21 protein-coding genes, 1 pseudogene and 1 riboswitch are annotated in these 20,025 nt (G+C 71.6%); of the genes and pseudogenes, 16 read left to right on the forward strand and 6 right to left on the reverse strand.

Features of this window, described 5'->3' with window-relative positions; all coding sequences use genetic code 11:
- Positions 1–20: 20 nt before the first annotated feature.
- From ABD419_RS23020 to ABD419_RS23030, 3 genes are all read left to right on the forward strand, one after another.
- Positions 21–1,331 carry a sensor histidine kinase gene (locus tag ABD419_RS23020; RefSeq protein WP_344491816.1) on the forward strand — a complete coding sequence of 437 codons (1,311 nt, stop codon included), beginning with the start codon at positions 21–23 and terminating at the stop codon, positions 1,329–1,331.
- Positions 1,319–1,966, forward strand: a complete 648-nt coding sequence (locus ABD419_RS23025) for a response regulator transcription factor (protein WP_344491819.1) — start codon at positions 1,319–1,321, stop codon at positions 1,964–1,966. Before ABD419_RS23020 ends, ABD419_RS23025 begins: the two co-directional genes overlap by 13 nt.
- A 103-nt stretch (positions 1,967–2,069) precedes the next feature.
- Positions 2,070–2,780, forward strand: a complete 711-nt coding sequence (locus ABD419_RS23030) for an MIP/aquaporin family protein (RefSeq protein WP_344491822.1) — start codon at positions 2,070–2,072, stop codon at positions 2,778–2,780.
- Between the two features lie 31 nt (positions 2,781–2,811).
- On the opposite strand, the gene ABD419_RS23035 is transcribed toward ABD419_RS23030, so the two are convergent.
- Positions 2,812–3,252, reverse strand: a complete 441-nt coding sequence (locus ABD419_RS23035; RefSeq protein ID WP_344491825.1) for a thermonuclease family protein — start codon at positions 3,250–3,252, stop codon at positions 2,812–2,814.
- Between the two features lie 114 nt (positions 3,253–3,366).
- On the opposite strand from ABD419_RS23035, the gene ABD419_RS23040 reads away from it, so the two are divergent.
- From ABD419_RS23040 to ABD419_RS23060, 5 genes and pseudogenes are all read left to right on the forward strand, one after another.
- Complete coding sequence (locus tag ABD419_RS23040; RefSeq protein ID WP_344491828.1) at positions 3,367–4,710, forward strand: cell division protein PerM; 1,344 nt, start codon at positions 3,367–3,369, stop codon at positions 4,708–4,710.
- Positions 4,707–5,312 carry a phosphoribosylglycinamide formyltransferase gene (purN, locus tag ABD419_RS23045; RefSeq protein WP_344491831.1) on the forward strand — a complete coding sequence of 202 codons (606 nt, stop codon included), beginning with the start codon at positions 4,707–4,709 and terminating at the stop codon, positions 5,310–5,312. Before ABD419_RS23040 ends, purN begins: the two co-directional genes overlap by 4 nt.
- A 9-nt stretch (positions 5,313–5,321) precedes the next feature.
- Positions 5,322–5,804 (forward strand): annotated as a pseudogene (locus ABD419_RS23050) (VanZ family protein); the annotation flags it as partial.
- A gap of 78 nt (positions 5,805–5,882) precedes the next feature.
- Positions 5,883–6,046: riboswitch (ZMP/ZTP riboswitch) on the forward strand.
- 25 nt (positions 6,047–6,071) lie between these two features.
- Positions 6,072–7,631 carry a bifunctional phosphoribosylaminoimidazolecarboxamide formyltransferase/IMP cyclohydrolase gene (gene purH, locus ABD419_RS23055; RefSeq protein ID WP_344491834.1) on the forward strand — a complete coding sequence of 520 codons (1,560 nt, stop codon included), beginning with the start codon at positions 6,072–6,074 and terminating at the stop codon, positions 7,629–7,631.
- 185 nt (positions 7,632–7,816) lie between these two features.
- A complete protein-coding gene (locus ABD419_RS23060) occupies positions 7,817–8,170 on the forward strand; it encodes a TFIIB-type zinc ribbon-containing protein (protein ID WP_344491837.1) in 354 nt (117 codons plus the stop codon).
- Between the two features lie 5 nt (positions 8,171–8,175).
- Here ABD419_RS23060 and ABD419_RS23065 read toward each other — a convergent pair whose 3' ends face one another.
- The 4 genes from ABD419_RS23065 to trpS are packed head-to-tail and all read right to left on the reverse strand — an operon-like array spanning position 8,176 to position 10,355.
- A complete protein-coding gene (locus tag ABD419_RS23065; protein WP_344491840.1) occupies positions 8,176–8,496 on the reverse strand; it encodes a type II toxin-antitoxin system PemK/MazF family toxin in 321 nt (106 codons plus the stop codon).
- Complete coding sequence (locus tag ABD419_RS23070; protein WP_344491843.1) at positions 8,496–8,717, reverse strand: hypothetical protein; 222 nt, start codon at positions 8,715–8,717, stop codon at positions 8,496–8,498. The genes ABD419_RS23065 and ABD419_RS23070 overlap by 1 nt, the downstream gene beginning before the upstream one ends.
- 37 nt (positions 8,718–8,754) lie before the next feature.
- Positions 8,755–9,300 carry a 2'-5' RNA ligase family protein gene (locus tag ABD419_RS23075; protein ID WP_344491846.1) on the reverse strand — a complete coding sequence of 182 codons (546 nt, stop codon included), beginning with the start codon at positions 9,298–9,300 and terminating at the stop codon, positions 8,755–8,757.
- Positions 9,301–9,338: 38 nt separating this feature from the next.
- Positions 9,339–10,355, reverse strand: a complete 1,017-nt coding sequence (gene trpS, locus ABD419_RS23080; RefSeq protein WP_344491849.1) for a tryptophan--tRNA ligase — start codon at positions 10,353–10,355, stop codon at positions 9,339–9,341.
- Positions 10,356–10,473: 118 nt separating this feature from the next.
- On the opposite strand from trpS, the gene ABD419_RS23085 reads away from it, so the two are divergent.
- Genes ABD419_RS23085 through galK form a run of 4 tightly spaced genes read left to right on the forward strand, consistent with a single transcriptional unit; the run spans position 10,474 to position 14,537 of the window.
- A complete protein-coding gene (locus tag ABD419_RS23085) occupies positions 10,474–11,346 on the forward strand; it encodes a DeoR/GlpR family DNA-binding transcription regulator (RefSeq protein WP_344491852.1) in 873 nt (290 codons plus the stop codon).
- A complete protein-coding gene (galT, locus tag ABD419_RS23090; RefSeq protein WP_344491855.1) occupies positions 11,343–12,434 on the forward strand; it encodes a galactose-1-phosphate uridylyltransferase in 1,092 nt (363 codons plus the stop codon). Before ABD419_RS23085 ends, galT begins: the two co-directional genes overlap by 4 nt.
- A 50-nt stretch (positions 12,435–12,484) precedes the next feature.
- On the forward strand, positions 12,485–13,402 hold the full coding sequence (gene galE / locus ABD419_RS23095; protein WP_425556177.1) for a UDP-glucose 4-epimerase GalE: 918 nt from the start codon (positions 12,485–12,487) through the stop codon (positions 13,400–13,402).
- Positions 13,389–14,537 (forward strand): galactokinase, encoded by a 1,149-nt coding sequence (gene galK, locus ABD419_RS23100; protein WP_344491861.1) that lies wholly within the window; start codon positions 13,389–13,391, stop codon positions 14,535–14,537. The genes galE and galK overlap by 14 nt, the downstream gene beginning before the upstream one ends.
- 47 nt (positions 14,538–14,584) lie before the next feature.
- Here galK and ABD419_RS23105 read toward each other — a convergent pair whose 3' ends face one another.
- The gene (locus ABD419_RS23105) at positions 14,585–15,364 is read right to left on the reverse strand and encodes a hypothetical protein (protein WP_344491864.1); all 780 of its coding nucleotides are present in this window, start codon (positions 15,362–15,364) and stop codon (positions 14,585–14,587) included.
- A 136-nt stretch (positions 15,365–15,500) separates the two neighbouring features.
- On the opposite strand from ABD419_RS23105, the gene ABD419_RS23110 reads away from it, so the two are divergent.
- The 4 genes from ABD419_RS23110 to ABD419_RS23125 all read left to right on the forward strand — a co-directional run bounded on the left by ABD419_RS23110 (position 15,501) and on the right by ABD419_RS23125 (position 20,023).
- Entirely contained in the window at positions 15,501–15,848 is a 348-nt protein-coding gene (locus ABD419_RS23110; protein WP_344491867.1) for a hypothetical protein, read from the forward strand.
- 200 nt (positions 15,849–16,048) lie between these two features.
- Positions 16,049–17,152, forward strand: a complete 1,104-nt coding sequence (locus ABD419_RS23115; protein WP_344491870.1) for a BMP family lipoprotein — start codon at positions 16,049–16,051, stop codon at positions 17,150–17,152.
- A gap of 34 nt (positions 17,153–17,186) precedes the next feature.
- Positions 17,187–18,734, forward strand: coding sequence for an ABC transporter ATP-binding protein (locus tag ABD419_RS23120; RefSeq protein ID WP_344491872.1), 1,548 nt, complete (start codon positions 17,187–17,189; stop codon positions 18,732–18,734).
- Positions 18,731–20,023 (forward strand): ABC transporter permease, encoded by a 1,293-nt coding sequence (locus ABD419_RS23125; protein WP_344491874.1) that lies wholly within the window; start codon positions 18,731–18,733, stop codon positions 20,021–20,023. The genes ABD419_RS23120 and ABD419_RS23125 overlap by 4 nt, the downstream gene beginning before the upstream one ends.
- Positions 20,024–20,025: the final 2 nt, after the last annotated feature.

A 20,025-nucleotide genomic window follows, 5' to 3' on the forward strand; every position in this document is an offset into this window, starting at 1 on the left:
CGGATTCGGAGGGGAGCGACATGGCGGTATCGAGGCGCGAACGCGTGCAGGCGTGGTTCGGCGCCCAGCTGCGCCCCGACGGCGACGTCAGGGCCGGGCTCGCGCCCCTGCTCCTCGCGTCGCTGCGCGCCTCCGGGTACGGCGCGGTCGGCGCCGGCTTCGGCATCCTCGCGCTCTACACGGTCCCGCTCCTGCTCCTCGCCGGGCTCCTCTCGCTCCTGGGCCTCGGCCGCGTCCTCGTCCACCCCGCGATGCAGTGGGTCCGCACCCTCGCCGGCCTCGAACGGCGCCGCCTCCAGCGGCTCGGCCACGACGTCGACTCCCCCTACGCCGGCCCCGACGCCGACCCGCCCCGCAGCCTCGGCGAACTCCGCGCCGACCCGTCCGCGCGCCGCGACCTCGTCTGGGTGTTCCTCCACGGCACCTGGGGCCTCATCATCGGCGCGACCCTCCTCCAGATGCCGTTCATCGCCGTCCGCGACGCCACCTACCCGCTGTGGTGGACCTTCGCGCCGGACTCCGAGCAGCGGATCCTCAACGGCTTCATCGAGACCCAGTCGCAGGGCACCGCCGTCCTCGGCTTCGCCACCGGCATCGCGGTGTTCGCGCTCTGGCTCCTGTTCGGGCCCAAGCTCCTCGACCTCCAGGCCCGCCCCGGCGTCCACTACCTCGGCCCCGACCCCGACATCGACCTGTCCGAGCGCGTCGCCCGCCTCACCGCCACCCGCGCGGCCGCCCTCGACGCCCACGCCGTCGAGCTCCGCCGGATCGAGCGGGCCCTCCACGACGGCGCCCAGAACCGGATCGTCGCCGTCGCCGTCCTCGTCGGCGCCGCCAAGCGCGAGATCCCGCGCGACCCCGACCGGGCCGTCGACATCCTCGGACGCGCCCAGGACACCGTCGAGGACGCCCTCGCAGAGCTCCGCGCGGTCGTGCGCTCGATCCTCCCCCCGGTCCTGGAGGACCGCGGCCTCGCCGGCGCCCTGAACGCGCTCGCCTCCGACTGCTCCGTGCCCTGCACCGTGGACGTCGACGTGCCGGGCCGGTGCCCCGCCAGCGTCGAGGCCACCGCCTACTTCGTCGTCGCCGAGTCCCTCACCAACGTGGCCAAGCACTCCCGCGCCGAGAGCGCGTCGGTCGAGGTGCGGCGGCGGGGGAATACGCTCACCGTGACCGTGGTCGACGACGGCCGCGGCGGCGCCGACGCCGCCGCCGGGTCCGGCCTCGCCGGCATCACGCGCCGCGTCGAGGCCCTCGACGGGTCGACGACGGTGACCAGCCCACCCGGTGGGCCGACCGAGATCAGAGTGGAGCTGCCGTGCGGATCGTGATCGCCGAGGACGACACCCTCCTGCGGGAGGGCCTCAACCTGGTGCTGCGGGGCGAGGGCTTCGACGTCGTCGCCTCCGTCGGCGACCCGGCCGCGTTCCTCGCCGCCGTCGAGGAGCACCGCCCCGACGTCGCCGTCGTCGACGTGCGCATGCCGCCCACCCACACCGACGAGGGCATCAAGGCCGCCGTCGCAGCCCGCCGCGCCCACCCCGGCCTCGCCGTCCTCGTCCTCTCCGCCTACGTGGAGCAGTCCTTCGCGACCGACCTCCTCGCCGACGGCGCCCGCAGCGTCGGCTACCTCCTGAAGGAGCGCGTCGGCCGCGTCGACGCGTTCGTCGAGGCCCTCCACCGCGTCGCGGGCGGCGGCACCGCCATCGACCCCGAGGTCGTCGCCCAGCTGTTCGCGCAGCGCCGCGCCGACGACCCCGTCGAACGCCTCACCCCCCGCGAGAAGGAGGTCCTCTCGGTCATGGCCGAGGGCCTCGGCAACGGCGCGATCGCGCAGCGGCTGTTCATCACCGAGAACGCCGTCCACAAGCACATCCGCAACATCTTCCTCAAGTTCGGCCTCACCCCCGACGACCAGACCGACCGCCGCGTCGCCGCCGTCCTCCACTACCTCGAACGCGCCTGAACCGCCGCACCCGACCGTCCGAATAGCGCAAAACGCTCACAAAGGACCGCCGATCCTGCCATCCTCTGGAACAGACGTAGGAAACGGTCTCAAGGGGGACGTCATGCGCGCGATCTGGGCCGAGCTGGTCGGCACCTTCTGCCTGGTCTTCTTCGCCGTCGGAGCGGCGGTGTACGGCATCGACGGCGAGGCGATCGGCTTCGTGGGCGTGGCCTTCGCCTTCGGCCTCGTCCTCTTCGCACTCGCGTACGCCGTCGGACCCGTCTCCGGCTGCCACGTCAACCCCGCCGTCACGCTCGGCGCGCTCCTCGCGCGCCGCGTCGACATCGGCACCGCCGTCGGCTACTGGATCGCCCAGTTCGCGGGCGGCATCATCGCCGCCGCGCTCCTCAAGTTCATGACCACCGGCGGCGACGTCACCGACCAGACCGGGGCCCTCGGTTCGAACGACTACGGCGCCACCGTGAACCTCACCGGCGCGATCGTCATCGAGACCCTGCTGACGTTCCTCCTCGTGTTCACCGTCCTCGCCGTCACCGGCAAGAAAGGCGCCACGCCCGCCGCCGGCGCCGCCATCGGCCTCGTGCTCGCGATCATCCACCTCGTGGGCCTGCCGCTCACCGGCACCTCGGTCAACCCGGCCCGCTCGCTCGGCCCGGCCCTGTTCGCCGGCGGCGCGCCCCTGGAGCACGTGTGGGTCTTCATCGTCGCGCCGCTCCTCGGCGGCGCCCTCGGCGCGGCCGCCCAGCTGTGGATGTACGGCCGCGAACCCGAGCCCGACGACACCGACGTCCAGACCTCCTCGGCGCTCTAGCGCCGGCACCGACGAACAGCCCCTCCGGGGGCTATTCGTCGTCTTGCAGCGACTTCCACATCCCGAGCCGCGCGCCCTTCGCCAGCCGCTCGGCCTTGCGCAGCGTGTCGCCGATCGTCAGCTCCTGGTGCCGCATGATGTACGCGTGCGCCATGCCCTCGGCGACCGCGAGGACCCCGTAGTTCATGCCGTTCTCCATCACCACGTGCGCGAGCAGCCGGTCGAACTGGTCGTACATCGGATCGCCCGGGTCCGTGAACAGCGAGACCGTGCGGCCCTCCAGCTTCGCCTTGGCGTACACCTTCGCCTCCGCGCCCCAGTCCTCCTCGTCGCGGAACCCGCCCGACTCGGGGGAGTTGATCCCCATGATCCGCACCCGGATCTTCTCGCCGCCGATGTAGGCGCGGAACGTGTCACCGTCCACGACCTCCTCGACGTCCACCGTGGCGTAGAAGTCGCCCGGACCTTCCATCTGCAGCCTCCTCGGGCCGGCCCCCGCGGCCGGACAACCCGGACCCATCCTCGCATTCGCCCGCCCGTCATGGGAACCGTGCTCCGCGTGCCCCCCTGTGACAGACTGGTCGGCGTGGAGCGACGACCGAACCGACGCCCTGGCAGCTCAGGGTCCGCGCAGCGCGACACCGTGCGCATCAACGACTCCACGCCGCGGCAGCGCGCCACCGGCCGCGAGACCGAGGCCCTCGCCGCCCGGCCCCGGCCCAAGCGCCCCCGCGCGCTCCTCGCCTCCGCGCTGGCGACCGCGGTCTGGTGCGCCACGGTCGTGTTCACGCCGATCCTGGTGTGCGTCATCCTCGGCTGGTGGCAGGCCGGCGCCGAGGGCCCGGTCTCCGTGGTCGCCGCCGCGGCCGGCGTCGCCTGGCTCTCCGGGCACGGCGTGCCCGTCGACATCGGACCGATGCACCTGAGCGTGCCCCCGCTCGCGATCACCGTCCTCGTCGCCTGGCGCCTCGCGAAGGCCGCCGCCGGGACCACGCGCGCGATCGGCGGCCGCGACGCCGCCGCCGTGCGGGCCGCCGCCGGGCTCGTCACGATCCTCTACACCGGACTCGTCGCCGCGGCCGCCGCGCTGAGCGCGCGCGGCCCGTTCGACGTCGACGTGCTCCCCGCACTCCTGCACGCGGTGCCGCTCGTCGTCGCCGCCACCGCGTACGGCTCGGCCCGCGAGGCCGGGGTCCTGCCGTGGACCACCGCGTCGGTGTGGCTGCGCCGGGGCCTGCGCACCGGGTTCATCACCGCCGGGGCGCTCCTCGCGTTCGGGGCCGCCGCCGTCGGCGCCGCGTTCGCCGTGCGCGGCCCCGTCGTCGCCGACACCCTGGGGCTCTACGGGAACGCCTCGTGGATCGTCGCCCTGCTCACCCTGGTGTACCTGCCGAACCTCGCCGTGTGGGCCGCCGCGTACATCGCCGGTCCCGGCTTCGCCGTCGGCGCCGGCACCGCCGTCCAGACCGAGCTCGTCGAACTCGGGCCGCTCCCGGCGTTCCCGGTGTTCGCCGCGGTCCCGAACGCGCCGCTCCCGGACTACGCGACCGTCCTCGTCGGACTCCCGCTCATGCTCGCGGCCGTGTTCGGCGTGATCCTCACGTACCGGTCCCCGGACCTGCGGCTCCCGCGCGTCACCACCGCGTCGATCGTCGCCGCCGCGGGCGCGGCCCTCACGCTCGGGCTCCTGTCGTTCCTGTCCGGCGGCGCCGCCGGGCGCGACCTCCTTGCCGACCTGGGGCCCGACCCGCTCGCGGTCGCCTGGATCTCCGGCGTCCAGTTCCTCATCGGCCTCGTCGGGGCCGCGCTCGTCGCGCGCCTCTTCGCCGTCCACCGCCGCGCCGCCGAGGCCGAGCTCGTGCGCAGAGACACGGTGGTCATCCCCGAACCCGCGCCCGGCCGCGACGACGGGTTACCGTGTCACACGTGACCTCCAGACTCGTCGTGCTCGTCTCCGGCTCCGGTTCGAACCTCCAGGCCCTCCTCGACGCCTGCGCCGACCCCGCCTACGGGGCCGAGGTGGTCGCCGTCGGCGCCGACCGCGACGGCACGTACGGGGCCGAGCGCGCCGCGAAGCTCGGCGTGCCGACCTTCGTGCACAAGGTCAAGGACTACGGCACCCGCGACCAGTGGGACGCCGCCCTCACCGCCGAGGTCGCCTCGTACGAGCCCGACCTGGTCGTCTCCGCCGGGTTCCTCAAGCTCTGCGGGCCGCGCTTCCTCGCCGCGTTCCCCGGCCGGTACGTCAACACCCACAACTCGCTGCTCCCGGCGTTCCCCGGAATGAACGGCCCCGGCGAGGCCCTCGCCGCGGGCGTCAAGATCGCCGGCGCGACCCTCTTCATCTGCGACTCCGGCGTCGACACCGGCCCGATCGTGGCCCAGTGCGCGGTCCCCGTCGAGGACGACGACACCGTCGAGACCCTGACCGAGCGCATCAAGGAGGCCGAGCGGGCCCAGCTCGTGGCGTCCGTCGGCCGCATGATGCGCGACGGCTGGAAGACCGAGGGGCGCCGCGTCAGGCTCGGCTAGCATCGCCGCATGCCCCTCGCCGTCAACTCCCTCGAAGCGAACACCCTCTACATCGCGTTCGCCCTGCTGCCGTTCGCGTTCGGCGTCGCCTGGGCCCTCGCGGCCCGGCGCGTCCGCGCCGGGCGCTCCCGCCGCGACGCCTGGCTGCACTCCCTCGCCGAGGTCGGCGCGGTCGTCGGCTCGGTGCCGCTGCTGTTCCTCGGCCTCACCTCGCGGGAGGGCGCGAACGCGGTCCAGCTGGTGCCGCTCGTGGACCTCGCCGACCTGGCCGGCGCCTCGCCGCGCAGGATCGTCGAGCAGCTCGCCGGGAACCTCTTCGTGTTCGCCGCGGCGGGCTTCTTCCTGCCCGTCCGCTTCCGGATCGGGCTCGGCGCGGTCGCGCTCGGGGGCGCCGCGGCCGCCGTGACCCTCGAGGCGCTCCAGTTCGCGCTCCTGACCGGCCGGGTCGTCTCCGTCGACGACGCGCTCATGAACGCCCTCGGCGCGGTCCTCGCGGCACTCGCCTCCCGCCCGTGGTGGCGGCGCACACGCGAGTCGGCCGCTCCGGAGCCCCGGGCGGCCGTGTTACGCTCGGCTGGTCGCGACTGGCGAGTGACGTCTTTCGAGGTTTCCCGTGGCACGGACCGGGCAGCTCGTTGTTGAGGGGAGACCTTCAGAAGACGCCACGGGTGGAGTACCACCGGGGAGCGGCGCTGCTGAACCTGTTACTGCGGTCGAACGCCTGGGCCGCAGTCATCTTCGATCAGGAGCAGTGCATACATGTCTGAGCGGAAGCTCATCAAGCGGGCCCTCGTCTCGGTCTTCGACAAGACCGGCGTCATCGACCTCGCCAGGGACCTCCACGCCGCCGGCGTCGAGCTCGTCTCGACCGGCTCGACCGCGGCGCGCATCGCCGAGGCCGGCATCCCCGTCACGAAGGTCGAGGAGCTGACCGGCTTCCCCGAGATCCTCGACGACCGCGTCAAGACCCTCCACCCGAAGGTCCACGCCGGCCTGCTCGCGGACGTGCGCCGCGAGTCGCACCGCGACCAGCTCGCCGACCTCGGCATCGAGGCGTTCGACCTGCTCGTGGGCAACCTCTATCCGTTCCAGCAGACCGTCGCCTCCGGCGCGGGCTTCGACGACATCGTCGAGAAGATCGACGTCGGCGGCCCTTCGATGGTCCGCGGCGCCGCCAAGAACCACGCCAACGTCGCGGTCGTCGTCGACCCCGCCGACTACTCGTGGATCCGCGACGCCGCCAAGGAGGGCACCACGCCCGAGCAACGGCTCCGCCTCGCCGCGAAGGCCTTCGCGCACCTCGCCACCTACGACGCCGCGGTCGCGACCTGGCTCGCCGAGCAGTCCGCGGCGCGCACTGACGGCTCCGCCGGCCTCGGCGACTTCCTCGCCCTGCCCGCCGAGAAGCTCGCGGACCTGCGCTACGGCGAGAACCCGCACCAGGACGCCGCCGTGTACGCCGTCCCGGGCGCGCCCGGCCTCGCGCAGGCCGAGCAGCTCCACGGCAAGGCCATGAGCTTCAACAACTACACCGACGCCGACGCCGCCTGGCGCGCCGCGCACGACTTCGACGCGCCGACCGTCGCGATCATCAAGCACGCGAACCCGTGCGGCATCGCCACCGGCGCCTCGATCGCCGAGGCCCACCGCAAGGCCCACGCCTGCGACCCGCTGAGCGCCTTCGGCGGCGTCATCGCCGCGAACGCCGAGGTCGACGCCGAGGCCGCGAAGCAGATCGCCGAGATCTTCACCGAGGTCGTCGTGGCCCCCGCGTTCACCGACGAGGCCGTGGCGATCCTCTCCGCGAAGAAGAACCTGCGCCTGCTGCGCGCGCCCGAGTGGACCCCCGCCGCGATCGAGCTCAAGCCGATCTCCGGCGGCGTGCTCGCCCAGCGGCCCGACCGCGTCGACGCCGACGGCGACTCGCCCGCGAACTGGACCCTCGCCACCGGCGAGCCCGCCGACGCGGCCACCCTCGCCGACCTGGAGTTCGCCTGGCGCGCCGTGCGCTCGGTGAAGTCCAACGCGATCCTCCTCGCCTCCGGCGGCGCCTCCGTGGGCGTCGGCATGGGCCAGGTCAACCGCGTCGACTCCGCGAAGCTCGCCGTCGAGCGCGCCGGCGCCGACCGCGCGGCCGGCTCGGTCGCGTCCTCCGACGCGTTCTTCCCGTTCCCCGACGGACTCCAGATCCTCGTCGACGCCGGCGTGACCGCCGTGGTCCAGCCCGGCGGCTCGGTCCGCGACGAGGAAGTCATCGCCGCCGCGAAGGAAGCCGGCGTCACGATGTACCTGACCGGAACGCGGCACTTCACGCACTGACGAAGGAAGTGCGTGAAGCGGAGGTCCAGTACGCACTGATGAAGTACTGACGAAGGAACTGCGCGGAGCAAAAGGCGCACGACCTACGAATCCGTCGCCATCGGGCGCTCTAGCTGTGAGAACTCACAGCCGGGGCGCCCGCTTCCGGTTGGGCATACATGGCCGATTCACGATAGGTTGTTGTCATGATGCAGATGCTCTGTCCGAAATGTCAGAACCCGATGCACCAGTACGAGCGCAACGGCGTCGTTGTCGAGCAGTGCTCCGAGTGCAAGGGCATTTTCCTCGACCGCGGTGAACTCGAGCACCTGATGAACTTCGAGTCGAAGTTCCACGCGGGCCCGCCCGCGGCGGCCGCGCCCGCCGGCCCGCCCCCGCGCTACGACGACCGCCGCCACGACGACAGGCGGCACGACGACCGCCGCTACGACGACCGGCGCCGCGACGACCACTACGACGACCGCCGCCACCACGGCGACGACTACCACTACAAGAAGAAGAAGCGCAAGAGCGTCTTCGAGGACCTCTTCGACTTCTAGACGGCTCAGCTCAAACCGAGTTTGAGAAGCAAGGCCCGATTGAGGACCTCGATCTCATCGAAGTCCAGGGCGCCCATGAAGTCGCCGAGTCTTCCGTGGTCTACCGAGTAGATCTGATCCGTGAGGACTCGGGACTTCGCGCCCAGGAACTCGATCGCGGGCCGGTAGATCGTGTGATGTGCGCTGGTGGAGGTCAGCGCGAGTGTGACGGTACTGGAAGCGAATGCGTCGGATTGGATCACGACGCCGTACCGCTTGCCCTTATGCTCGTGCCCCGTAGCGTCCTTCGCCGGTTTGACTTCGTAGATCGCTCCTCTGAAGATCACTAGGCGACACCCATGTACCGCTGGATCGCAAGGATCTCGGCACGGTCCTCGGGGTCCGCCTCGACTCGGTCGGCGTCCGCCTTGGCCTGCTTGATGAGCTTGTCGCGGTAGGCGTGGAGCAAAGCTTCACGCACGGCCTCGGTCTTTGTCTTGCCGTCGGCGGTCAGCTCGGCAATCGCGATGTCCATCGCCTCGTCGGTGCGTACGTTCAACATGCTCATACTGTGATCGTATCACAACTTGTAACACGATGCCGCCTCATGTTCCGAGCGGGAAGACGCCTCTCGGGGTCCACGGGACCGGGGCCCCGGCGAGGGTCTCGAAGCTCCAAGCGCCCGGGTTGGGGTGCGTGTAGAGCGTGAACGACTCGACCCGGAACTTCGCCTCGAACCCCGCGAGCGCGTTGAACGCCCGGTCCAGGGCCTCGGTGCTCACGTTGTGGGCGATGGTGATGTGCGGGTGGTACGGGAAGGTCCGCTCGCGCTCGGCCGGGCCGCTGCGGATCGCCGACTCCAGCTGCTCGCACACGGCGATGCCGTCGACGACGGCCACGAACACGACCTCGGTGACCGGCCGGAACGAGCCGGTGCCGCGCAGGTGCAGGTCGAAGACCGGGCAGGCGGCGGCCACCGACGCGAGGTGCTCGCCGAACGCCGGGAGCGCCGCCCGCGGCATCTCGGTCGGGCCCAGCAGCGTCAGGTGCGCCGGGACGATTCCGCCGAGCGGGTCGCCCGAGGCGAGCCGCGCCCGGTCCAGGAGGTCGCCCCAGGGCGCGGGCACCGGAATGGCGACGCCCACGGTCACGGTCGGCGGCCTGCCCGCCGGCGCCGCGCCCGCCTCCACTAAAGCGCCACCGGCGGGTAGAAGCCGATCTTCTTGTACGTCTTGGCGATGGTCCGCACCGCCAGGTGCCGCGCCTTCTCCGCCCCTAGGGTGAGGATGCGGTCCAGCTCGGCCTTGTCGGCCAGGATCTCCTTGGTGCGCAGCGCGATCGGGCCGAGGGTGTCGGCCACGACCTCGGCGAGGTCGCCCTTGAAGTCGCCGTAGCCGCGCCCGGCGTACTCCGCCTCGAGCTTCTCCGTCGTGGTCCCGGCCAGGGCCGTGTAGATGTTCATCAGGTTCGACACGCCGGGCTTGCGCTCGGGGTCGAACCGGACCTCGGCCTCGGAGTCGGTGACGGCGCCCTTGATCTTCTTGCGCATCTGGTTCGGCTCGTCGAGCAGGTACAGGCACCCGCGCGGGCCGCTGGAGGACTTCGACATCTTCTTCTCGGGCTCGGAGAGGTCCTTGATCGTCGCGGTCTCCTTGACGATGTAGGGCTCGGGCACGGTGAAGGTCTCGCCGTACGTGCCGTTGAAGCGGATCGCGAGGTCGCGGGTGAGCTCCAGGTGCTGGCGCTGGTCCTCGCCGACGGGGACCTGGTCGGTCCGGTACAGCAGGATGTCGGCGGCCATGAGGATCGGGTAGGTGAACAGCCCCACGGTTGTGCGTTCTTGTTTGGCGGACTTGTCCTTGAACTGCGTCATCCGGCTCGCCTCGCCGAAACCGGTCTCCGAACCGAGGATCCAGGAGAGCATCGCGTGCTCGGGGACCTGCGACTGGACGAACAGCGTGCACCGCTCGGGGTCGAGGCCCAGCGCGAGCAGCTGCGCCGCGCTGACGCGTGAGCGCTGGTGCAATACCTTTGGGTCGTGATCGACGGTGATCGCGTGCTGGTCGACGACGCAGTAGAGCGCGTCCGTGGTGTCCTGCATCGCCACCCACTGCCGCACCGCCCCCAGGTAGTTCCCGAGGTGGAACGAGTCCGAGGTGGGCTGGATCCCGGAGAAGACACGGGGCTTCCGGTCGGCAGTGGTCATGGACCGATTCTGACATCCGGGCCGAGAGAGCGGCCACCCGGTATTGCGGCCCGGCCGATCCTGATGTTCAATTGTGTTTGATCTTGATCGGAAGACAGGATCGGAAGGAGAGCCGCCGATGCTGGCGCAGCAGCGACAGAGCCGGATCGCCGAACGCGTCCACCGGACCGGGGCGGTCCGGGTGGCCGAGCTGGTCGAGGAGTTCGGCGTCTCCGACATGACCATCCGCCGCGACCTCGAGACCCTCGCCGACCGCGGGCTGGTCGCCAAGGTGCACGGCGGCGCGACCGCCGTCGACTTCGGCTCCACCTCCGAACCCGGGTTCGCCGTCAAGCAGGTCCGCCAGGAGGCCGAGAAGCAGGCCATCGCCGACGCCGCCGCGACCCTCGTCGGGCCCGGCCAGGCCATCGCCCTCTCCGCCGGGACCACCACCTGGACCCTCGCGCACCGCCTCACCGACGTCCCCGACCTCACCGTCGTCACCAACTCGGTCCCCGTCGCCGACGTCTTCTACCGGGCCGGCCGCCCGGACCAGACCGTCATCCTCACCGGCGGCGTGCGCACCCCCTCCGACGCGCTCGTCGGGCCCTTCGCCGTCGCCTCCCTCGAGAAGGTCAACGTCGACACCGTCTTCCTCGGCGTCCACGGCATGTCCGAGCGGGCCGGGTTCACCACCCCGAACCTCCTCGAGGCCGAGACCGTCGCGACCCTCGCCGCCAAGGGCCGCCGCCTCGTCGTCGTCGCCGACCACACCAAGTTCGACGTCGTCGGCATCGCCACCATCGCGTCCCTCGCCGACGCCGACGTCGTCGTCACCGACTCCCTCCTCGACGAGGAGGCCCGCCGGGCCCTCGGCGCGCACGTCGACCAGGTCGTGCTCGCGCCCGTCCCGGCCGCGGAGCCGCACGGCCCCGCGAAGCGCCCGCACGCGCGCCGCCCCGCCCCGGAACCGACCGAAGACGCCGCGAACCGACCCGAGAAGAGACCATGACCTCGTTCCACTTGGAGACCGGAGGCCTCGCCGACGGCCGCCAGATCCTCTACTTCAACACCGCGCCGGACGCCGGCCGCGCCTCGTTCGCCGACAAGCGCGACCTGGGCGACCGCGTCAGCGCCGGGGAGATCCGGTACGACGTGCTCCGCGACGAGTGGGTGGCCGTCTCGGCCGGGCGGTCCAACCGCCCCACCCTCCCCGTCGCCTGCCCGCTGTGCCCCTCCGGCGGCGACGAGCTGACCGAGGTCCCCGCGCCCGACTACGAGGTCGCGGTCTTCGAGAACCGCTTTCCCTCGTTCGGGGGATGCTCCGAGCCCGGTCCGCTCCCGCCCGCCGAGGTGACGGGCATGGAGACCGCGGTCCCGGCCTCCGGCCGCTGCGAGGTCGTGGTCTTCTCCGACGACCACGACTCCTCCCTCGTCGACCTCAGCCCCGAGCGGGTCGCCCTCATCGTGCGCGCCCAGGCCCAACGCACCGCCGCCCTCTCGGCGCGCGGCGACATCGCCCAGGTCTTCCCGTTCGAGAACCGCGGCGTCGAGGTCGGCGTGACCCTCCACCACCCGCACGGGCAGATCTACGGCTACCCGTACGTGACCCCGCAGACCCGCAAGTACCTCGACGCGAACAAGCGCCACCGCGCCGCGACCGGCCGCGACCTGTTCGACGACGTCATCGCGTCCGAGCGTCGCGGCCCCCGCGTCATCGCCGAGAACGAGCACTGGATCGCCTTCACGCCGTACGCGGCCCGCTGGCCCTTCGAGGTGCACTTCTACCCGAACGAGCGCTTCGCGGACCTCACCGAGCTCCCCGACGCGCACATCGACTCGTTCGCGCCGCTGTACCTGGAGGTCCTCAAACGCTGCGACGCCGCCTACCCTGGCGAGCAGATGCCGTACATGGCCGGCTGGCACCAGGCCCCGGTCGGCGAGGACCGCGAATTCGGGCGCCTTCGCCTCGAACTCGTTTCGATCCGCCGCGGCGCGGGCAAAGTGAAATTCCTGGCCTCCTCGGAATCGGTCATGGGCGGATGGGTCCACGACCTCGGTCCCGAGACGGCCGCAGACATGCTCAAGGGGGCACTGTGAAATACCTCGTGACCGGCGGCGCCGGCTACATCGGCTCGATCGTCGCCACGATGCTGCTCGAGGCGGGCCACGAGGTCGTCGTCCTCGACGACTGCTCGACCGGCGCCGCCGAGCGCGTCCCCGCCGGGGCCGAGCTCGTGCGCAAGCCCGTGCAGCGGATCGCGGAGGTCCTCGACGGCTCCTTCGACGGCGTCCTCCACTTCGCCGGGCTCATCGCCGCGGGCGAGTCCATGGAGAAGCCCGAGATCTACTGGGAGGCCAACACCAACGGCACGTTCGCGCTCCTCGCCGCCATGCGCGACGCCGGCGTGCGGACCCTCGTGTTCTCCTCCACCGCCGCCGTCTACGGCAACCCCCTCGAGGTGCCCATCAAGGAGGAGGCCGCCAAGGCCCCCACCTCCACGTACGGCGCCACCAAGCTCTCCAGCGACATGGCGATCCAGTCCGAGGCCACCGCGCACGGCCTCGCCGCGGTCTCCCTGCGCTACTTCAACGTCGTGGGCGCCTACCAGGACCGGAGCGGGATCTGGCACGGCGAGAACCACGAGCCGGAGACCCACATCATCCCGATCGCCTTCGACGCCGCCTCCGGGCGCCGCGCGTCCTTCGCGATCTTCGGCGACGACTACCCGACCCCCGACGGCACCTGCGTCCGCGACTACATCCACGTCGCCGACCTCGCCGAGGCCCACCTCCTCGCCCTCGGCGCGGCCGCGCCGGGCGAGCACAAGATCTACAACCTCGGCAACGGCAACGGCTTCTCCAACAAGGAGGTCGTCGCGGTCGTCAAGGACGTCACCGGCACCGACTTCCCCGTCGAGTACGGCCCCCGCCGCGCCGGCGACCCCGCGGAGCTCGTCGCCTCCTCCGAGCGCGCCAAGCACGAACTCGGCTGGAAGCCCAGCCGCGACACCCTCGACCGCATGGTCGCCGACGCCTGGGAGTACTACCAGCATGCCCGACCTTAGCCCCGACCCCCACGCCCTCGAACTCGCCGAGGCCGCCGCCGCGGCCTTCCGCGACGCCCACCTCGAAGAGCCCGAGGGCCTGTGGGCCGCGCCCGGCCGCGTCAACCTCATCGGCGAGCACACCGACTACAACGACGGCTTCGTGATGCCGTTCGCGCTGCCGTTCTACGCCGCGGTCGCCGCCTCCAAGGCCGACGAGTGGTCCTTCCACTCCACCTACGGCAACGGCGAGACCCTCCGCACCGCCGACCTCGACGGCGTCGAGGGCTGGGCCGCGTACCTCGCCGGGACCGCCTGGGCCCTGAACGAGTCCGGCCACCCGGTCGGCCCCGCGAAGATCGCCCTGCACTCGGACGTGCCCGTCGGCGGCGGCCTGTCGTCCTCGGCCGCGATCGAGTGCGCGGTCCTCATCGCGCTCGCCGACCTCTACGGCCACGAGATCGACCGCGCCGAGGCCGCCCGCATCGCCCAGAAGGCCGAGAACGAGTACGTCGGCGCGCCCACGGGCGTCCTCGACCAGTCCGCCTCGCTGCTGTGCGAGACCGGGCACGTCATGTTCATGGACTGCCGCGACCTCTCCCGCGAACAGGTCCCCTTCGACCTGGCCGCCGAGGGCCTGGCGATGCTCGTCATCGACACCCAGGCCCCGCACCGGCACGCCGACGGCGAGTACGCCGCCCGCCGCGCCGACTGCGAGGAGGCCGCCCGCCAGCTCGGCGTCGCCTCCCTGCGGGACGCGCCGCGCCACGCGAAGCTCGACGACGACCAGCTGAACAAGCGGATGCACCACGTCGTCACCGAGAACGACCGCGTGCTCAAGACCGCCGCGATCCTGCGGAGCGGGCGCATCGCCGGGATCGGCGAGCTGCTCACCGCCTCGCACACCTCGCTGCGCGACGACTACGAGGTCTCATCGGTCGAGCTCGACTCCGCGGTCGACGCGGCGCTGGGCGCCGGCGCCCTCGGCGCGCGCATGACCGGCGGCGGCTTCGGCGGCTCCGCGATCGCCCTCGTCGAGGCCGCCTCGGCCGGGAAGGTCGAGGACGCCGTCATCGCCGCGGCCGCCCAGGCCGGACTCCCGGTCCCGCGCGTCTTCGTGGCCCGCGCCGCCCAGGGCGCCCACCGGGTCAAATAAGGCAGAGCGGGAACGGGGCCGGACGCGCGTCCGGCCCCGTTCCCGTCTCACCGCAGGAGCCGCGACACCTTGCCCTCCGGCATCGGCACGCCCCGCGAGGGATCGCACCAGTCGCGCATCGCGTGCGTGGACAGCATCGTGATGAGGCTGGCGAACAGCACGCTCGCGAGCAGGAACAGCCCCGCATACCGGGTCGAGAGGTCGAACCGCGGCATGACCGCGACCGCGGTCCCGACCAGGCACGCGCCGATCGCCGCGGCCTGGAGGACCACCGCGACGATCCGCGCCCGGTTCCCGCCCGCGCGCAGGTTGAGCGCGACGGCCACGTGCAGGACCGTGAGCGCGCCGAACCCGGCCACCGAGAGCACGCTGCGGACGATCTGGCCCGCCGGGGTCTGCCCGGAGGCCAGGTCGAAGAAGAGGATGGCAGCCGGGATCAGGAAGCCCACGCAGCATCCGGTCGCGAACAGCCACAGCGCGGCGACGGCGAGCTTCCCCTCTCCGGGCATCGGACCGAGCTCGGGCGGCAGGTCGCCTCCGGACTCCGACTCCGTCGCCTCCGGTCCGACCTGCAGCCGCAGGACGGCCTCGGATTCCGGCTCGGCCTCCGCGTCAGACCGCGTATCGGGGTCGGACGCGGCGGCGGCCCCCGGTTCCGGTGTCCCGGAGTCCGGTTCCGCTTCGGAATCCGCTTCGGCCTCCGTCTCGGGCACCGGCGCCGACCGGGCCTCCGGCTCCGCCTCGGCCTCCGACCGGGCCTCCGGCTCGTCCGCTGCCGCGGTCCGCTGCTTCGCTTCCGGCTCGTTCTCGGGCGACGGCTCGGTCATGAAAGCTCCTCTGGGAGGTGGGGGTCAGCCCAGGATAGGGCCCGCCGCGCCGCACCGGTGTCCGCGATGTGACTGCGATTGCGGGACCGCCGGTGCTCCAGCGTCACGCATCCCGCACTCTGGAATACTCCGCGGCATGGATCTCGTGCACCTCGTGCTGCGGTACCTCCACCTGCTCGGCTTCGCCGCGGTCTTCGGCGGCTGGCTCGTGGCGTGGCTGTCGCGCAAGTTCAACTTCAACACCGCGATGCTCTACGGCATCGCCGTCCAGCTCGCCACCGGCATCGTCCTCGCGGGCCTGGCCAGCGCCGAACCGGACGCCAACCACGCGAAGATCGGCGTCAAGGCCGTCCTCGCGCTGCTCCTCGGCGTCATGATCGCGATCCCCGTCTGGAAGAAGCGCGAGCGGGTCGCGGCCGGGCACTTCTGGGCCACCGGCGGGCTCATCGCCGTCACCGCGGGCGTGGCCGTCTTCTGGCAGTAGGCGCCCGCCCCGGTTCACCGCCCGGTCACACCCGGGGCCGCAATCCGGCCGTAAGAGCGGCGAAACACCTGTTCACTCCTGGTCTCAGTCATAGGATGTTTCGGTAACGAAATCATCAAGGAGCGTGTCACAGGCCGACAAGTGCGGCCATGATTAGGCGGGTATCGACTTACCCCCTTGGATCGTCAAAGGAGACCGTAATGGCTGTCAAGCCGTTCAAGCTGGCCGTGGCGGGCCTTTCCGCCGTCGGCCTCGCCGCTCTCGCCGCCTGCGGCGAGGCCCCGTCCGACTCGAACGGCGGCGACAACGCCGACGCTTCGTTCAGCGCCTGCATGGTGACCGACTCCGGCGGCATCGACGACAAGTCGTTCAACGAATCGGCCTGGGCCGGCATGGAAGCCGCGCAGTCCGAGAACGACGACATCGAGGTCAGCTACAAGGAGTCCTCGAACACCGACGACTACGACCCGAACCTCCAGGCCTCGGTCGACGACGGCTGCGACTTCATCGTCGGCGTCGGCGGGCTCATGGCCGCGAACGTCACCACCGCCGCGCTGGCGAACACCGGTGTCGGCTTCGCGATCGTCGACGGGTCCCCTTCGGACGCCTCGGGCGCGCCGGTCGAGACCGAGAACGTGTACTCCATCCAGTTCGACACCGCCCAGTCGGCGTTCCTCGCGGGCTACGTCGCCGCGTCGCAGACGCAGACCGGCACCGTCGCCACCTGGGGCGGCATGCAGATCCCGCCGGTGACCATCTTCATGGACGGCTTCGCCGAGGGCATCGCCAAGCACAACGAGGACAAGGGCACCGACGTGCAGCTCCTCGGCTGGGACGAGGCCGCCCAGACCGGTACCTTCCTGAACTCCTTCGAGGACGCCGCCGCCGGCAAGAGCACCTCGGACACGTTCATCTCGCAGGGCGCCGACATCCTCTTCCCGGTCGCCGGCCCCGCCGGCATCGGCGCGCTGACCGCGGCCGAAGAGGCCGGCGACGCGGTCAACGCGATCTGGGTCGACACCGACGGCTTCGAGTCCACCGACTACGGCTCCAAGCTCATCACCTCCGCTGAGAAGGGCCTCGCCAACGCGGTCCGCGACGCGGTCCTCGCCGCCTACGACGGCGACGCCGGCAACGGCACCTACGTCGGGACCCTCGCCAACGAGGGCGTCTCGATCGCGCCGTTCCACGACTTCGACGCCGCGGTCTCCGACGAGACCAAGGCCGAGCTCGACGCCCTCCAGGCGGCGATCATCGACGGCTCGCTCGTCGTCGAGTCCCCGGCCAGCCCGGTCGCTCCGTAACCGACCGCACCGGCATCCACAAGAGGGACGTGCATTGCGACTCGAACTGAAGGGCCTGACGAAGAAGTTCGGCTCGTTCACCGCCGACGACGACATCGACCTGGTGGTCGAGCCCGGCCAGATCCACGCGATTCTGGGTGAGAACGGCGCGGGCAAGTCGACGCTCATGAACATGCTCTACGGGATCCTCACGCCCACCAGCGGCGAGATCCTCATCGACGGGGAGCCGGTCTCCTTCTCGGGCCCGGGCGACGCGATCGCCGCCGGGATCGGGATGGTGCACCAGCACTTCAAACTCGTCGGGCCCTTCAGTGTCGCCGACAACGTGCAGCTCGGCCGGGAGCACACCCGCGGTGCGGGGGTGCTCTCGGCCGGGGCCGCACGCAAGGCCGTCCTGGACGTGTCGGAGCAGTACGGGCTCCGGCTCGACCCCGACGCGATCTGCGAGGACCTCCCCGTGGGCGTCCAGCAGCGCGTCGAGATCGTCAAGGCCCTCTCGGGCCCCGAGACGCAGCTGCTCATCCTCGACGAGCCGACGGCGGTGCTCACGCCCGCCGAGATCACCGAGCTGCTCCAGATCATGCGCAACCTCGCCGCGGCGGGGACCTCGATCCTGTTCATCTCGCACAAGCTCAAAGAGGTCCAGGCCGTCGCCGACAAGATCACCGTGATCAGGCGCGGCAAGGTCGTCGCCGAGCTGGCGCCGACCGCGTCGGAGTCCGAGATGGCCTCGGCCATGGTCGGCCGCGCGGTCTCCCTCCAGGTCGACAAGACCCCCGCCGCCCCCGGCGAGCCGCGCCTGGAGGTCGAGGACCTCACCGTCGTCTCCGACGCCGGCGTCAAGGTCCTCGACGGGCTCTCGCTCACCGTCAGGTCCGGCGAGATCGTCGGCCTCGCCGGCGTCGAGGGCAACGGCCAGACCGAGCTCGCCCGCGCGATCCTGGGCCTCGTCAGGCCCGACGCCGGGCGCATCGCCGTCGACGGCCGCGACGCCCACGGCCGCTCCCCGGCCAGGCGCATCGCCGACGGCCTCGGCTACATCCCCGAGGACCGCGGCCGCGACGGCCTCGTCGCCGAGTTCTCCGTCGCCGAGAACCTCGTCCTCAACCAGTACAAGGACGCCCCGTTCTCCAAGGGCGGCGTCGTCGACGCCGCCGCCGTCCGCAAGCGCGCCGTCGACTCCATCGCCGAGTTCGACATCCGCACCCAGTCGCCCGAGGAGAGCGCCTCGTCGCTCTCGGGCGGCAACCAGCAGAAGGTCATCATCGCCCGCGAGTTCTCCCGGCCCCGCCGGTTCCTCGTCGCGGCGCAGCCGACCCGCGGCGTCGACGTCGGCGCCACCGAGTTCATCCACTCCCGCCTGGTCGCCGAGCGCGACACCGGCACCGGGGTCCTCCTCATCTCGTCCGAACTCGACGAGATCTACGCCCTGGCCGACCGCATCGCCGTGATCTACAACGGCCGCATCGTCGGCGAGGTCGGACCCGACACGCCCCGCGAGGTCATCGGCCGGCTCATGGTCGGCGCCTCCGCGACGCCCGCAACCCCGACCGACGAGGACGCCAATGGAGGTGACCGATGAGCGACAGCACCACCACTGAGGCCCCGGCGCAGCCGCCCGCACCGGACGCCGACGGCGGCGAGGCCCCCAAGCCGAGCTTCGTCCGCACCTTCGGGCGCTACCTGACCGAGGCCAACTCGGTCATGGTCACGATCTACTCCCTGGTCCTGGCGTTCCTCATCGGCGCGATCCTCCTCATCGTCTCCGACGAGTACACCCGCTCGACGTTCACGTACTTCTTCGCGCGGCCCCAGGACGCCTGGTACGCCTCCCGCGACCTCATCGCCGAGTCCTACACGGCGCTGTTCGAGGGCGCGATCCTCAACTTCAACACCCTCGAGTCCTACCAGGCCGGGCAGGCCGACTTCGGGAACCTCCTGCGGCCCCTGTCGGAGACGCTCACCTACGCGACCCCGCTGATCTTCACCGGCCTCGCCGTCGGCCTCGCCTTCCGCGCCGGCCTGTTCAACATCGGCGCCCAGGGCCAGCTCATCTTCGGCATGATGGGCGCGCTCATCGTCGGCTTCAGCCTCGACCTGCCGATCTGGCTGCACCTGCCGCTCGCCGTCATCGCGGGCGCCGTCGCCGGCGGCCTCTTCGGCGCCGTCCCCGGCGTCCTCAAGGCCAGCACCGGCGCGCACGAGGTCATCTCCTCGATCATGCTGAACAACATCGCCGCGCTGTTCCTGGTGTGGGCGCTCGGCACGACGTTCCTCCACTCCGAGACCAAGTCGGACCTGGTGTCCAAGTCGGTCGACGAGTCGGCGGTCCTCCCGACGCTCCTGTCCTCGCTCAACCCGAGCCTGCGCGTCAACCTCGCGCTGGTCATCGGCATCGCCGCCGCGGTCTTCACCTGGTGGCTGCTGTCGAAGTCCACGTTCGGGTTCCGCATCCGCGCGGTCGGCTTCAACGAGCACGCCGCGCAGACCGCGGGCATGCGCATCGGCTCGACCTACACGACCACGATGGCCGCCGCGGGCGCCCTCGCCGGACTCGGCGGCGCGGCCCTCGCGCTCGGCGTCTCCTCCGGCGGCATCACCACGAACACCGCGCTCGACTACGGGTTCAGCGGCATCACCGTCGCGCTCCTGGGCCGCGCCAACCCCGGCGGCATCGTCGCCTCCGCGCTCCTGTTCGGCGCCTTGAAGGCCGGCGCGCTCTCGGCCCAGCCGGACGTCCCGGTCGACATCTCGACCCTGCTCCAGGCCACCATCGTGCTGTTCATCGCGGCACCGGCCCTGGTCAAGGCGATCCTCCACCTGCGCACACCGCGCGGCGGCCTGGTCACCCTCGAAGCGAAAGGCTGGTGAGC

The organism is Glycomyces endophyticus, assembly GCF_039531525.1.
Lineage (GTDB): Bacteria > Actinomycetota > Actinomycetes > Mycobacteriales > Micromonosporaceae > Glycomyces > Glycomyces endophyticus.

Excerpts from the sequence above, each read along its gene's own strand:
- ABD419_RS23020 (WP_344491816.1), top strand. The coding sequence starts at position 21 with ATGGCGGTATCGAGGCGCGAACGCGTGCAGGCGTGGTTCGGCGCCCAG.
- ABD419_RS23030 (WP_344491822.1), top strand. The coding sequence starts at position 2,070 with ATGCGCGCGATCTGGGCCGAGCTGGTCGGCACCTTCTGCCTGGTCTTC.
- ABD419_RS23035 (WP_344491825.1), bottom strand. The coding sequence starts at position 3,252 with ATGGAAGGTCCGGGCGACTTCTACGCCACGGTGGACGTCGAGGAGGTC.
- purH (WP_344491834.1), top strand. The coding sequence starts at position 6,072 with ATGTCTGAGCGGAAGCTCATCAAGCGGGCCCTCGTCTCGGTCTTCGAC.
- ABD419_RS23060 (WP_344491837.1), top strand. The coding sequence starts at position 7,817 with ATGATGCAGATGCTCTGTCCGAAATGTCAGAACCCGATGCACCAGTAC.
- ABD419_RS23070 (WP_344491843.1), bottom strand. The coding sequence starts at position 8,717 with ATGAGCATGTTGAACGTACGCACCGACGAGGCGATGGACATCGCGATT.
- trpS (WP_344491849.1), bottom strand. The coding sequence starts at position 10,355 with ATGACCACTGCCGACCGGAAGCCCCGTGTCTTCTCCGGGATCCAGCCC.
- ABD419_RS23085 (WP_344491852.1), top strand. The coding sequence starts at position 10,474 with ATGCTGGCGCAGCAGCGACAGAGCCGGATCGCCGAACGCGTCCACCGG.
- galT (WP_344491855.1), top strand. The coding sequence starts at position 11,343 with ATGACCTCGTTCCACTTGGAGACCGGAGGCCTCGCCGACGGCCGCCAG.
- galE (WP_425556177.1), top strand. The coding sequence starts at position 12,485 with ATGCTGCTCGAGGCGGGCCACGAGGTCGTCGTCCTCGACGACTGCTCG.
- galK (WP_344491861.1), top strand. The coding sequence starts at position 13,389 with ATGCCCGACCTTAGCCCCGACCCCCACGCCCTCGAACTCGCCGAGGCC.
- ABD419_RS23105 (WP_344491864.1), bottom strand. The coding sequence starts at position 15,364 with ATGACCGAGCCGTCGCCCGAGAACGAGCCGGAAGCGAAGCAGCGGACC.
- ABD419_RS23110 (WP_344491867.1), top strand. The coding sequence starts at position 15,501 with ATGGATCTCGTGCACCTCGTGCTGCGGTACCTCCACCTGCTCGGCTTC.
- ABD419_RS23115 (WP_344491870.1), top strand. The coding sequence starts at position 16,049 with ATGGCTGTCAAGCCGTTCAAGCTGGCCGTGGCGGGCCTTTCCGCCGTC.
- ABD419_RS23125 (WP_344491874.1), top strand. The coding sequence starts at position 18,731 with ATGAGCGACAGCACCACCACTGAGGCCCCGGCGCAGCCGCCCGCACCG.